We start from the raw sequence: 13988 nt of genomic DNA, 5'->3' as shown, positions 1-13988 counted from the left end.
TGTTATTTCGATTTTGGCTCAATGTATGGCAAAGTGATTTTTATGGTAGTGCCCTTATCAGGCTCACTAACAGCTGTAATCGTTCCAAGATATCCCTCAACCAATTGTTTAGCAATCGCCAGGCCTAAGCCATTACCACCCTTTTCACGGCTTCTGGCTTTATCAACCCGATAGAAACGATGAAAGATTTTATCAATTTCTTCCTGAGAGATACCTTCACCGTAATCATGGACATCGATATGAATTTGATTTTGTTCCTTATACACATGCATATCTACTTCTGTACCATCACCAGAGTATTTCACTGCATTATCCATAATAATTATTAAAATTTGTTCTAAATGATTATGTTGGATAAGCGCACGTAAATCAGTGTCATCCTCTTTTAATTCAAAAGTAAAATTTTCATACATCACTTCAAAATTACGTCTAACTTGCTCTACTACCGCATTAACATCTGTTATTTGCAGTTCTTTAGTTTGTGAAATTTGCTCGGCTCTTGATAAGTCAAGCATCTCTTGTACTAGTTTTTTCATGCGTTCTAATTCAGTTAACGAAGCATTCAATGATTCATCCAGCACTTCTGGATCATCTTTTCCCCAACGAGTGAGAAGTTTCAAATGACCTTCCATAATTTGAACTGGAGTCCGCAACTCATGAGAAGCATCTTCCACAAATTGTTTTTGTTGTTCAAAACTCGTTTCAATCCTTGTCATCATATCATTAAAGACAACCGTCAGTTCACCGATTTCATCACGAGAATTCGTTTTTGTCTCAATTCGTTTTTGAAAACCATTTTTTCGTATATCATTCATCGAGCGGGCTAATTTTGTCAGCGGATTTAAAAAGTTTTGCGCAAGTAGATAACCTAGCATCCCACTAATAAAGAGCGCAACTGCTCCGAGAAGGATCATCGTCACAAGCAAACGGTCCATCATTCGATTATAAGAGGTAAGTGGATTAACTACCTGCGCGTAACCAATCACCGTCGTATTGTCATCCCCGACGATTGGCATTTGTGCAGTCATCATCTTCTGCCCATCTATCGTTGGTTTGTTCATAATGAATTTATCAGTCCCACTAACAAAATACTGTGAAAAATCGATACTTGTAATATCTTGATTTCTTGAAAAATAATATTTATTAATAAAATGGCCATCTTTATCATACAGATTAATTACTTGGTCTTGGAGTTTTCGGTTGACTGTTTTATCATTATTAAAGAGATATTTGATTTCTTCATTGTCGGTTAAGTCTTGATTTGTTAACGTACTTGTGGTCGCTAGAAGCAGCTCTTTTACTTCTGGTTCCTCTTCATTTAGCAGCATTTGCCCAATTCCTTGGTAAATCGCATAGGAAAATAAGAAAAAAGTTAGAAAAATGGCTGCACTAGCTCCAAAAGTCCATTTAAATTTCAAAGAGCGACTTTTTAAGGAGAATGGGCTTGTTGTCATGTACGCATCACATACCCTGTCCCACGAACGGTTTGAATGTAGCTCTCTTCATCAGGATGATCAATTTTATTTCGCAAATAACGAACATATACATCCACTACATTGGTTTCTACTTCCGTTTCATAACCCCATACTTTATTCAGTAAAACTTCTCGAGTCAGAACAATATTCACATTTTCCATTAAAGTAAGTAAAAGTTCGTATTCTCGTTTCGTTAAATCAATAATTTCTTCATCACGTTTTACAATTCGATTTTCTTTTTCAACAATAAGATTTCTGTATTGAAGTGTTGTTTGTTTAGCAGATTGTTCCGCATTTTCCACGCGGCGTAAAAGTGAACGAAGACGTGCAAGTAATTCTTCAATTGCAAATGGTTTAACGATATAATCATCTGCTCCATGATCGAGTCCTGATACACGGTCAATGACAGAATCACGAGCTGTTATCATAATGATAGGTGTTTGTTTTACTTGACGAACGCGACGGCATACTTCCACTCCGTTTAGATGTGGCAACATTAAATCTAGTAAAATAGCATCCCATTCTTCATTTAATGCGAGTTCGAGCCCCGCGCGTCCATCATTTGCGACCGCAGTTTCATAATTTTCGTGTTGTAATTCTAGCTCAATAAAGCGTGCTAAGTTTTTTTCATCTTCTACGATTAATATTCTATTCATTTGGCCTAACCCTCTCTTTCGGTCATTACACTATATTCCTATTACTATTGTAACGAACTTTGACTCAAAAACAACTAATAACAGCCTATAAATAGATATTTCCTGCATTTTTTAGCACTTTACCATGATTTATTCATAGAAATCTCATAAAAAAGACACCCACCAATGAAGGGTGAGTGCCATTTTGAAAACTTATTCTTCTACTTGAGGCCATTCTGTATGAAATACGCCTGGTTTGTCGATTCTTTCATACGTATGCGCTCCAAAGTAATCACGTTGCGCTTGAATGAGATTCGCAGACAATACTTCGGAACGATAGCTATCATAGTAGCTAATTGCTGCAGTGAATGTTGGCACTGGAATTCCAGCTTTTACCGCTTCTGCTACAACTGTACGAAGGTCTCCTTGGTAGTTGTGTGCGATATCTTTGAAATAAGGATCGAGTAGTAAGTTTTTAAGATTTTTATCTTGGTTATAAGCATCTGTAATTTTTTGTAAGAAGCGAGCGCGGATAATACAACCAGCACGGAAAATTTTCGCAATTTCGCCGTATTGTAAATCCCAGTTATATTCTTCGCTTGCAGCTCTCATTTGAGCAAAACCTTGTGCATAAGAGGCAATTTTACTGAAATAAAGTGCACGACGAACAGATTCCACAAACTCTTTCTTATCGCCTTCAAAATGATAGTTAGATGGACCGTTTAAAACAGTGCTCGCATAGACACGCTCTTCTTTTAATGCAGAAATATAACGTGCAAATACAGATTCTGTAATTAAGGAAAGGGGCACACCTAAGTCAAGAGCGCTTTGGCTAGTCCATTTCCCAGTTCCTTTTTGGCCAGCTTTATCTAGAATGACATCGACAATTGGTTTGCCAGTTTCTTCATCTTTTACTTTTAGAATGTTTTTAGTAATCTCGATTAAATAACTATCCAATTCGCCGTTATTCCATTCTTCAAATACGTCTGCAAGTTCCTCGTGATTAAGTCCACCAATTTCTTTCAAAATTGTGTAGGCTTCTGCGATTAATTGCATATCTCCGTATTCGATACCATTATGCACCATTTTAACGTAATGTCCGGCACCATCTGGACCAATATAAGTCACACAAGGTTCCCCGTCTGCTACGGCAGCGATTTCACGTAAAATTGGAGCTACAAGGTCGTAAGCTTTACGTTGTCCACCTGGCATAATAGAAGGACCTTTTAATGCACCTTCTTCTCCGCCTGATACACCAGTTCCAATAAAGTTAAATCCTTCTTCACTTAATTCTTTATTGCGACGAATCGTGTCTTTAAAGAATGCATTCCCGCCATCAATTAAAATATCTCCTTCATTTAAGAAAGGTTTAACTGCTTCAATCATCATATCTGTAGCATCGCCAGCTTTTACCATAATAAGAATACGGCGTGGTACTTCAAGAGATTCGACAAATTCCTCTAAACTATAAGTTGGTACTAATTTTTTGTCCGCATTTTCTTCCATTACAGCCTTAGTTTTTTCAGTAGAGCGGTTAAAGATAGATACTGTATGACCACGGCTTTCGATATTTAGAGCCAAGTTACGACCCATAACGCCCATTCCTATAACGCCAATTTCTTGTTTTGCCATTTTGCACTTCTTCCTTTCTGGTTTATTAAGGCAGAAAAATCTGTCTTACTTCAACATGACACATAAAAGTATCAACATCATTTACTATATCAAAGAATTGCCTCTTGGACAATGAATCAATCCGAATTATTCGACTTTTTTTCATTAATTTATCTTTCGAAGTAAAATTCTTTCGTTTTTAGCGGATTCGGCCAAATTTATTACCAGCCGTGCGAGGTTTTCTAACTGTTCTACAAATACATACTCGTTTTCTGTATGTGCATGTTCGTATCCAGCAGAAAGTAACATCGTCGGAATTCCCTTTTCATTTAGAATATTCGCATCTGTACCGCCTTCTAGATTGATTTTTTGCATTTCTAAACCTTGTTTTTCAGTAGCTTTTTGAAGAATATTCAGGAGCGGGTGTTTTTGCTGAAGATGATAACCTTCGTAAATCAAGTGGGTTTCATAGGACAGGCTAGCAGCATATTTTTCGCAAATTTGACTAAATCGTTCTTCTATTGTTTGAATATGCCCTAATGCTTTTTGATAATTAGCATCTGATGTAAAGGTAATTTCCAGCTTAGCATCTTGCTGATTATTATCATTGATTCCACCAGAAAAGGACTGAATTTCCCAGTGATTTTCTCGATCAATTCGGCCTGGCTTTGTTGCATGAAGTGCCATTCTTGCAACAGAAATCGGAGACATTTGAGTGGCGTCCGAACTAGAAATTGTAAAATTGATTGCCACTAACGTATTTGCTTGTGCTTGATAATTACCAACTTTACCTGGAGCATCTAAGCAATAACCATAACCTGCTGTAATTTTTTCGTCAGGGAATAACCGCATACCCAGCATTCCTAATTCTTCTTTGGTAGTAAAGATAAATTCAATTGTTCCATGCATAGTTTTTACCAAACTAAAATAATCTATCGCTGCTAACATTGCGGCCACAGCAGTTTTATCATCTGCTCCTAATGAAGCGGAATTTTCCGTCCTAATTTTCCCTTCATCTATATGGACAATCGGTTTTTCTGCACTTGGATGTGTGTCAACATGGCTACAGAAAAAGATTGTTGGGAATTTTTCTGCTGTAGCAGGAATTCGAGCAATTAAGCCATATTTTTCATCTAAATGATACTCCACATCTCGTTCTATCAAATGATTTTCTATGTATGCTAAAATAGCTGCTTCCTTTCCAGAGATTGAGGGGATTTGAATTAGTTCCATAAAATATTTTTTCACGTTGGTCGTCATAAGTTATTCACCTATATTCTTTCTTTTTGAGTAAAAAATACAAAAATCACTTGAAATTTTTGATGATTATCAGTAAGATATATTTAAGAAATGCTTTATGAGAGGAGTTTTCTTCCACAATGACTAATAAAAAAGTAGTTCGCGTTGTCGTTATTTTAATGTTAATCGCGATTGTGTTATCTAGTGTTTTAACTGGGGTTTTAATGTTTCTATAAAAATTCTCCGTCTGAGCCAAAATTGGTTCAGATTTTTTTTACTTTTTTTCCAAAAAAAGAGCAGCACCCGAGAGCACTACCCAAGACATCTAGGGAGTTTAGGGGTATGGATCTAGATGTACTAAACAATACCCGCTAAAACTAGATTAAAACATATTTAATATAGCGCTGTGTTTTCTTTAGAAATTTTTTCTACAGTGGATTTAATGGCTTGTAAGAATTTACCAGCAAGTAAACCATCCAGAATGCGGTGATCAATCGATAGACACAAATTAACCATGTCACGAACGGCAATCATGTCATCCACTATCACTGGACGCTTAACGATAGATTCCACTTGAAGAATTGCAGCTTGTGGATGGTTAATAATTCCCATTGATTGTACCGAACCAAAGGAACCAGTACTATTAACGGTAAATGTACCACCTTCCATATCAGCTTGCGCTAGTTTGCCACTACGCGCTTTTGAAGCAAGTTCACTAATTTCACGTGCAATACCTTTAACGGACTTCTCATCTGCGTTTTTGATTACTGGAACATAGAGTAAATCTCCTGCTGCAATGGCAATCGAAATATTAACATTTCCGTGCTCAATAATCTTATCTCCCGCCCATGTACTATTAAGCTGTGGAAACTCTTTTAATGCTTGCGCTACGGCTTTGATAAAAAAGGAGAAATAAGTTAATGAATAACCTTCTTCTTTTTTAAAACTATCTTTGACGGAATTACGATAGCGAACCAGACTTGTTGCATCTGCTTCAACCATCATCCACGCATGCGGAATTTCTTGTTTGCTGATACTCATATGTTTAGCAATTGCTTTTCTAACGCCATTAATTGGAATTTCTTTATCACCTGCTGATGTTTGAACTGGTGCCGATGATTTTTCTGATTCGCGTTTTAATGGTTGTTCTGGTTTTGAAGTTGCTGGGCCATTTTCCATTACTTGAAGTAAGTCTTTTCTAGTAATCCGACCACCTTTACCTGTCCCTTGAATGGTATTTAAATCGATATTGTTTTCACCAGCGATTCGAAGTACAGCAGGGGAAAATCTTCCACTTGCCGGCACCTCAGCTAATGTCACTTGTTTTGCTGATTCATTTTTTTCTTTAGGTACTTCTGATGCTTGCTCTTCCGTTTCAACTTCCGCACTTTCTGCTTTTGCTGTTTCAATTGTACAAATTACTTCGCCAACTTCTAGTGTTTCCTCTTCTTCCGCCAAAATTTCTTTAATGGTTCCGCTAAAAGAAGACGGGATTTCAGCAGTTACTTTATCGGTTAAAACTTCTGCGATAGCATCATACTTCTCTACTGTATCACCGGGTTTGACTAACCATGAACTAATGGTTCCTTCTGTTACACTTTCCCCTAACTTGGGCATGGTGATTTTTTCAACTGCCACGGGTCTTCACTCCTTTTGTTTAAAACGGGTCTAAAATTCCGCTAATTCTTTCATTGCATCTGCAACTTTATCTGGATTAATCATAAAATGTTTTTCCATTGTTGGAGCAAACGGCATAGCCGGGGTATCTGGTCCAGCAAGTCTTGCTATCGGCGCATCTAAATCGAATAAGCAATGCTCTGAAATAATTGCCGCCACTTCGCTAATAATACTACCTTGTTTGTTGTCTTCTGTCACAAGAAGGACTTTCCCAGTTTTCTTTGTTGCTTCGATAATTGCTTCTTGATCTAGTGGATAGATAGTACGTAAATCAAGAATATGCGCTTCTACACCTTCACTAGCTAGTCTTTCAGCCGCTTGTTGTGCAAATTGGACAGCTAGACCGTAAGTAATAACGGTAATATCATCGCCTTCACGAACTACATTTGCTTCACCGATTGGAACAATATAATCGGTTTCCGGAACTTCTCCTTTGAGTAAGCGATAAGCTCGTTTATGTTCAAAGAAAAGAACTGGATCATTATCGCGAATTGCTGCTTTTAAAAGTCCTTTCGCATCATACGGGGAAGATGGAACCACAATTTTTAGTCCTGGTTGACCAAAAAATACTTTTTCGACCGATTGAGAATGATAAAGTGCTCCGTGAACCCCTCCGCCAAAAGGTGCGCGAATAACCATTGGACAAGACCAATCATTGTTCGAGCGATAACGAATTCTCGATGCTTCGGAAATAATTTGGTTCACTGCTGGCATAATAAAATCAGCAAATTGCATTTCAGCAACCGGACGATATCCGTACATCGCTGCGCCGATCCCAACTCCAGCAATTGCTGACTCTGCAAGCGGTGTATCTAACACGCGATCTTCACCAAATTCATCGTACAAACCGGCCGTCGCTTTAAACACACCGCCTTTTTTCCCTACATCTTCTCCTAAAATAAATACTTTATCATCGCGCTCCATTTCTTCTTTAAGCGCCATGGTTATTGCATCAATATATGAAATGACTGGCATTAAAATTCCCTCCTAATCAGCTATTCGCTTCTTCATCGTATACATAAAGTAAAGATGATTCTGGCTCTGCGTATGCTGCACTTTCCGCGTAATCTGTTGCTTCATTTACTTCTTTCGAAATGTTCTTTTCGATTTCAGCAATTTTTTCTTCAGTTAGATAGCCTTCATCAACAAGTTCTTTTTCAAAAATCTTCAATGGGTCTTTTTCTTTTGCTTCAGCCACTTCTGATTTTGAACGGTAGCTACTGTCGTCGTCATCAGAGGAGTGAGGCGTGAAACGGTAGGAAACAGTCTCGATTAAGGTAGGACCTTCCCCATTTCTTGCTCGATCAACTGCGCGTTTAAATGCAGCGTAAACTTCTCCCATATTGGTTCCATCTACACGCTCGCCAGGAATTCCGTAACCAATTGCTCGGTCCGAAAGTTTTTCTGCTGCATATTGTTTAGATGCTGGAACAGAGATAGCGTATTTATTGTTATGAATGACGAAAACAACCGGCAACTTATGTACAGAGGCAAAGTTGATTCCTTCATGGAAATCTCCTTGGTTAGAGGAACCTTCTCCTGTTGAAGCGTAAATCGCGACTGGATCGTTGGCCATTTTTGCAGCAAGGCCTATACCAGCAGCATGTGGAAACTGTGTTGTTACTGGTGAACTTTGTGTCACAATACGATTTGCCTTTTGACCAAAGTGCGCTGGCATTTGACGACCACCTGAGTTAGGATCCTCCGCTTTCGCAAAAGCAGATAGCATAATGTCTTTTGCTGTCATACCAAAAGCTAAAACAACAGCTAAATCACGGTAATATGGTAAGGCATAATCTTTTTCTGAATCAAAAGCAAACGCGGCGCCAATTTGTGCCGTTTCTTGTCCTTGTCCGGAAATCGTAAAAGGGATTTTCCCAGAACGATTGAGTAGCCACATACGTTCGTCAAGTCGTCTAGCCATTAACATCGTTTCATACATTTTTAATAATTTATCTTCTGTTAAACCTGCTTCTTTTAAAGTCATTTTTGTTCCTCCTTTAAAGCTGTATTAACCGTGAATTGCATTGCCATCCACAGCAAGGGCAGCCTCTCTAAAACTTTCTGATAAAGTTGGGTGCGGGTGAATGGTATTTCCTACTTCCCACGGGGTCGCATTTAATACTTGTGCAAGTGCTGCTTCACTAATCATATCAGTTACGTGAGGTCCAATCATACTGACACCAAGAATATCTTCTGTATCTTTATCGGCAATGATTTTGATGAAACCATCTGACTCACCGTAAACTAATGCTTTTCCGATACCTCGGAAGAAAAATTTACCTTTTTTGATGTGATAGCCACGTTCTTTTGCTTGTTCTTCCGTAATACCAACGCTTGCAATTTCTGTTGAAGTATAGATACAACGCGGAACTAAATCATAATCTAGTATTTCAGTTGCTTTTCCGGCAATATGATTGGCAGCGATAGTACCTTCTTCCATGGCGACATGCGCAAGTTGAATTGTCGGGATACAGTCACCAATTGCATAAATATGGCTTTCTTTTGTTTGGTAAAAATCGTTTACTTTAATAAAACCATTTTCAGTAGTAATATCTGTATTTTGTAAACCAATATTTTCCGTATTAGCGGAACGCCCTACAGAAACAAGAATTTTGTCTGCTGCGAAAGTTTGCTCCTCGCCTTTGATTGTTGCACTAATTTGGACTCCTGTTTCGGTTTTTTTATAACTTGCTGCTTGAACTTCAGCAGATGTATGCATAGTTAATTTTTTCTTTTTATAAAGTCTTGCTAATTCTTTCGCTACCTCTTTATCCTCGGTTGGTAAAATTCTGTCCGCATATTCCAGAACAGTTACTTCTACACCGAAATCATGCATCATCGAGGCCCATTCCATTCCGATAACTCCCCCACCAACAATAATAATTGATTTTGGTAAAGTTTCTAGGTTAAGTGCGCCGTCTGAAGATAATACATTTTCTTCATCAATTGTAAGGCCGTCAAGCGTGCGCGGTTTCGAACCTGTTGCAATAATTAGGTTTTTCGGAATTAGCATTTCATTTTCAGAACCATCCTCGAACTCGACAGAAACAGTCCCTGCAGTTGGAGAAAATATAGATGGACCTAAAATAGTTCCCGTTCCAACAAATAAATCGATTTTTCCTTGTTTAAATAATTGATGGATACCTTTTTCTAATTGATCCACAATTGCTTGCTTTCTTGTTTGTGCTTGTAAAAAATTAATTCCGGCATTTCCTTCGACCGTAATACCAAATTCACTTGCTTTTTTCACTGTTTGCAAAACTTCCGCCGAACGTAATAATGCTTTTGTTGGGATACAGCCACGGTGAAGACAGGTTCCGCCAATTTTCCCTTTTTCAACGACAGCGACTTTTTGACCATTTTTTGCGGCTTGGATTGCTGCGACATATCCGCCAGTTCCTCCGCCAAGAATAACTACATCATATTCTGTTGCCACATTATCTCCTCCTTTTAATAAGCTTTTTCTTTTTCTATACCTGCAAGTACCCGCTGAACACCGCTATTTAGAGCTTCTAACTCATCTTCTCCAGGCTCTATAATGACATTGGTTATCCAACTTGTTTGTTCGATAACTTTATTTGTAAAAAGTTTGCTTCGAGCGAGTCCGCCAGTTAAGATAATCGCATCTACTTTTCCTTTTAATACGACGGAACAAGCACCGATTTCTTTACTAACTTGATATGCCATCGCATCGAATACGTCTACTGCTTTTTCGTCACCAGCTTGCACTTTTGCTTCTACATCTAACATGCTATTCGTTCCTAGATAAGAAATTATACCACCACGACCTACTATCAAATCGTGCAGTTCTCGTTTTGTCCAGTTCCCACTAAAACACGCTTCCAAAAAATCATTCATTGGTAATGAACCTGATCGTTCAGGGCTAAAAGGACCATCACCATCTAAGGCATTGTTCACATCTACTGCTTTGCCTTGCTTATGTGCAGCAACAGAAATCCCACCACCGAGATGCGCGATAACAAAATTCATTTTTTCGTAATCAGAGCCCAATTGTTTAGCAATTTTTCGTCCAGCTGCTTTATGATTTAATGCGTGAAAAATACTTTTTCTCTCAATAAGCTCATTTCCAGAAAATCTCGCAATCGGTTGCATTTCATCGACTACCACTGGATCAACAATGAAGCTTGGAATATCAAGACTATCTGCTAATTTCTTGGCTAGCATTGCTCCAAGATTAGAAGCATGTTCACCGTATTTATTAACTTCTAAATCTGCTATCATCTTTTCAGTGACTTTATATGTACCACCAGCAACCGGCCGAAGTAATCCCCCGCGACCAACTACTGCATCTAAATTTTCCACAGCATAACCAAACGCATTAATCACTCGTCGCAACACTTGCCATCTAAAATCAAATTGTTCTTGCACATTATTAAAATTGGCTAGTTCTTGCATTCCGTGTCTGATTGTTTCTTCAAAAAGTAATTTGTCGCCTTGATAGACAGCAAGTTTTGTGGAAGTGGAACCAGGATTTATTGTCAAAACATCAAAAGACATTTGATTTCCTCCAAATTTAATTGTGAAAAATGTTATGGTTATCATTTTCCCAAAGACTATTGTAACACGTAGGCTCTAATCAAATAAAAGCCTTTGCATTCAGATTGTTAAAGTCCGTCTATTCACATTATTTCATCTTTTTCCAACCATTCTGACAGTTAGTATAAATGAAGCTAATTTATTTTCAGGAGTATCATTTCTAGAAGAGATAACAATTGGCACTTTTGCTCCAACGATAGCACTTCCCACTCTAGCACCCGCAAAATAAACAAGTGATTTATAAAGTACGTTACCAGTTTCTATATTCGGTGCAATCAAAATATCAGCTTCTCCCGCTACACTGCTTTTGATGCCTTTATGAAGAGCTGCTTCTTTGGAAATGGCTACATCAAGTGCGAGCGGTCCAGCAATTGCTAACGTATCCCCAAAATGATTAACTACTTCATTTGCTTCAACCGTAGAAGTCATTTTATCTGTGATCTCTTCCACTGCGCTTAGCAAAACGATTTTTGGATTCCATATACCAATTTTATTTGCAGTACTTACTGCATTTTCAGTAATAGCTATTTTCTCTTTCGTTTCTGGTGCGACATTCATTGCGCAATCCGTTAATAATAGCGGTTTATGATATGTCGGGATATCGAAAATAGCAATCTGGCTTAGTAAATTTCCGGTTCTAAGTCCATTTTCTTTTTTTAACACATGATGCATTAAAGTAGCTGTCGGAATAAACCCTTTCACCAAAATATCTGCTTCTTTGTTTTTTACTGCTAAAATGGCACCTTGAGCTACTTCTTCAGCTGTATCTGCTTGAATCCAAGTAACTTCTTCATTTGCCGTTAGAGTTTTGTCTTCATTTTTCCCAAATAATAAGAACTTACCTAACTTTTGTTTCAATGCCAAACGAATTGTTTCTAAAACTACTTCATCATCCGCACCGGCTACTGCAAAAACGAAAGAACTAGTTTCTACTTTCTCTGAAAAAAATCTGTTTTTTGTCATAAAATAACTCCTTTTTCGCGCAAAAAAGCCGCATTTCGAAATTAGTAGTTGTTTTTATGACCAGGTAATAATTTATTACCTTATTCATTTTAAGCAAAAACTATTCGATATGCAAGCAATTTCGTTTTTTTAATAAGTTTCTTTTACTTTTTCCGCTTGTTCGATCATTTCTTTTGCATGTTGTTTAGTTAGTTCTGTCACTTCAATCCCTGCAATCATTCGGCTAATTTCTTCTACTTTTTCATCACCTGTTAGGATAGTAACTGAAGTCGTTGTACGTTTGTTTTGAACTTTTTTGGTGATGTAATAATGATGGTTAGCCATTGCAGCAACTTGTGGCAAATGACTGATGCAAAGAACTTGTGAGCCAACGGAAACAGCATAAATTTTCTCTGCAATCGCTTGACCAACACGACCACTTACACCTGTATCAACTTCATCAAAAATAATTGAGGTGATTCCTTGGTGTCTAGAGAAAATGGTTTTAAGAGCTAACATCATCCGGGACAATTCTCCACCTGAAGCAATTTTCGCAAGTGGTTTTAACGGTTCGCCAGGGTTGGTAGACATATAAAAAACGATGCTATCTTGTCCTGTTTCTGTCAATTCCATTTTTTCTGTTTCAAAACGAACGCTAAAAATCGCTTTTTCCATATAAAGTTGGTTTAGTTCTTGTTTAATTTGTTTTTCTAGTGTCGTCGCCGCCTTTTTACGGATGTCAGTTAATATGGCTGCTTGTTTTGTAAGTTCCGCCTTTAAGTTGGCTAGTTTGGTTTCTAAGTGACCAACATGTGACTCACTATCTGTTAACTTCTCCATTTCACTACTAATTTCTTGTTCGTAGTGAATGATATCTTCAATTGTTTTGCCATACTTGCGTTTCAATTGGTTGAGATCATTTAGGCGTGATTCGATTTGGTTAAGTTCTTCTGGTTGAAACTCTAATTGATCGAGTGATTGCCTAATTTGGCTCATACTATCTTCTAACATATAATAACTAGATGAAATTGCTTCACTAACTGCTTTATAATCCGTATGAATACTGGCAGCGGAATCCATCTGGCGCATCGCTTCTCCAATAAACTCAAGTCCACCTGGCTCACCCTGAATGGCTGTATAAGCACCTTGTAAGTTTTCATTTAATTTTTCAAAATTAGCTAGAATATTTTTTTGTTCTAGTAAACGATCTTCTTCACCGGCTTGTAAATTAGCATTTTCGATTTCTTTTTGTTGAAAACGGAGCATATCAAGACGTTGCGCAAGTTCACGTTCATTTTTCGTCCAATTTTGCCATTCTTTTGAAATGGATTGGTACTCTTTAAATTTCGCTTGGTATTTCGTTAACGCTGGTTTGATTTTATCAGCAGCAAAACGATCTAGCAATGATAAATGGAATTCCTCATTCATTAGTTCTTGGTGTTCATGTTGGCTATGGATATCAATTAATTTAGAACCTATTTGACGAAGTAACACGGTAGTAACCAACTTGCCGTTAATCCGACAACTATTTTTACCTGACCGAAATAAGCTGCGTTCTAAAACAACCATATCATCTGTTGCATCTATTCCATGTTCCAAAAGCGCATCTCGGCACGCCAAATTATCTTCTGCTAGTGCAAATAGCCCTTGTAATTCGAGTCGTTCTTCGCCGTGACGAATAAAATCTGTGGAGCCGCGCCCGCCAACAAGAAGACCAAGCGCATCAATAATAATTGATTTACCTGCGCCGGTCTCCCCCGTTAATACTGTCATCCCTTCCCTGAAACTCAAAGACAGCGATTCGATGATAGCAAAGTTTTTAATTGTCATTTCTTGAAGCAATATCATT

General features: G+C 37.9%; 12 protein-coding genes. 1 reads left to right on the top strand and 11 read right to left on the bottom strand.

Annotated elements, in window-relative coordinates; genetic code table 11:
- Window positions 1-2 precede the first annotated feature (2 nt).
- The 4 genes from CKV67_RS06830 to CKV67_RS06815 all read right to left on the bottom strand — a co-directional run bounded on the left by CKV67_RS06830 (window position 3) and on the right by CKV67_RS06815 (window position 4981).
- Window positions 3-1454 (bottom strand): HAMP domain-containing sensor histidine kinase, encoded by a 1452-nt coding sequence (locus tag CKV67_RS06830; RefSeq protein ID WP_014092758.1) that lies wholly within the window; start codon window positions 1452-1454, stop codon window positions 3-5.
- Window positions 1451-2131 carry a response regulator transcription factor gene (locus CKV67_RS06825; RefSeq protein ID WP_003719652.1) on the bottom strand — a complete coding sequence of 227 codons (681 nt, stop codon included), beginning with the start codon at window positions 2129-2131 and terminating at the stop codon, window positions 1451-1453. Before CKV67_RS06825 ends, CKV67_RS06830 begins: the two co-directional genes overlap by 4 nt.
- Window positions 2132-2323: 192 nt before the next feature.
- The gene (gene gndA, locus CKV67_RS06820) at window positions 2324-3742 is read right to left on the bottom strand and encodes an NADP-dependent phosphogluconate dehydrogenase (protein WP_014092757.1); all 1419 of its coding nucleotides are present in this window, start codon (window positions 3740-3742) and stop codon (window positions 2324-2326) included.
- Between the two features lie 144 nt (window positions 3743-3886).
- Complete coding sequence (locus CKV67_RS06815) at window positions 3887-4981, bottom strand: M20/M25/M40 family metallo-hydrolase (protein WP_014092756.1); 1095 nt, start codon at window positions 4979-4981, stop codon at window positions 3887-3889.
- Window positions 4982-5100: 119 nt separating this feature from the next.
- On the opposite strand from CKV67_RS06815, the gene prli42 reads away from it, so the two are divergent.
- Complete coding sequence (prli42, locus tag CKV67_RS06810) at window positions 5101-5196, top strand: stressosome-associated protein Prli42 (protein WP_003722501.1); 96 nt, start codon at window positions 5101-5103, stop codon at window positions 5194-5196.
- Window positions 5197-5353: 157 nt separating this feature from the next.
- On the opposite strand, the gene CKV67_RS06805 is transcribed toward prli42, so the two are convergent.
- The 7 genes from CKV67_RS06805 to recN all read right to left on the bottom strand — a co-directional run bounded on the left by CKV67_RS06805 (window position 5354) and on the right by recN (window position 13981).
- Window positions 5354-6598 (bottom strand): dihydrolipoamide acetyltransferase family protein, encoded by a 1245-nt coding sequence (locus tag CKV67_RS06805; RefSeq protein WP_014092755.1) that lies wholly within the window; start codon window positions 6596-6598, stop codon window positions 5354-5356.
- Between the two features lie 30 nt (window positions 6599-6628).
- On the bottom strand, window positions 6629-7612 hold the full coding sequence (locus CKV67_RS06800) for an alpha-ketoacid dehydrogenase subunit beta (RefSeq protein WP_014092754.1): 984 nt from the start codon (window positions 7610-7612) through the stop codon (window positions 6629-6631).
- A 16-nt stretch (window positions 7613-7628) separates the two neighbouring features.
- On the bottom strand, window positions 7629-8624 hold the full coding sequence (locus CKV67_RS06795; RefSeq protein WP_014092753.1) for a thiamine pyrophosphate-dependent dehydrogenase E1 component subunit alpha: 996 nt from the start codon (window positions 8622-8624) through the stop codon (window positions 7629-7631).
- Window positions 8625-8648: 24 nt separating this feature from the next.
- Window positions 8649-10076: a dihydrolipoyl dehydrogenase gene (gene lpdA, locus CKV67_RS06790; protein WP_014092752.1), complete on the bottom strand. Its 1428-nt coding sequence runs from the start codon at window positions 10074-10076 to the stop codon at window positions 8649-8651.
- Window positions 10077-10090: 14 nt separating this feature from the next.
- Window positions 10091-11158 (bottom strand): butyrate kinase, encoded by a 1068-nt coding sequence (gene buk / locus CKV67_RS06785; protein ID WP_014092751.1) that lies wholly within the window; start codon window positions 11156-11158, stop codon window positions 10091-10093.
- A 132-nt stretch (window positions 11159-11290) separates the two neighbouring features.
- Window positions 11291-12160, bottom strand: coding sequence for a phosphate acyltransferase (locus tag CKV67_RS06780; RefSeq protein WP_014092750.1), 870 nt, complete (start codon window positions 12158-12160; stop codon window positions 11291-11293).
- A gap of 129 nt (window positions 12161-12289) precedes the next feature.
- A complete protein-coding gene (recN, locus tag CKV67_RS06775; RefSeq protein WP_014092749.1) occupies window positions 12290-13981 on the bottom strand; it encodes a DNA repair protein RecN in 1692 nt (563 codons plus the stop codon).
- Between the last annotated feature and the right edge of the window lie 7 nt (window positions 13982-13988).

It is taken from the genome of Listeria ivanovii subsp. ivanovii (genome assembly GCF_900187025.1).
In the GTDB taxonomy this organism is placed as follows: domain Bacteria; phylum Bacillota; class Bacilli; order Lactobacillales; family Listeriaceae; genus Listeria; species Listeria ivanovii.
Note: the sequence above shows the minus strand (reverse complement) of the source record. Positions and strands in the feature narration are given on the sequence as shown.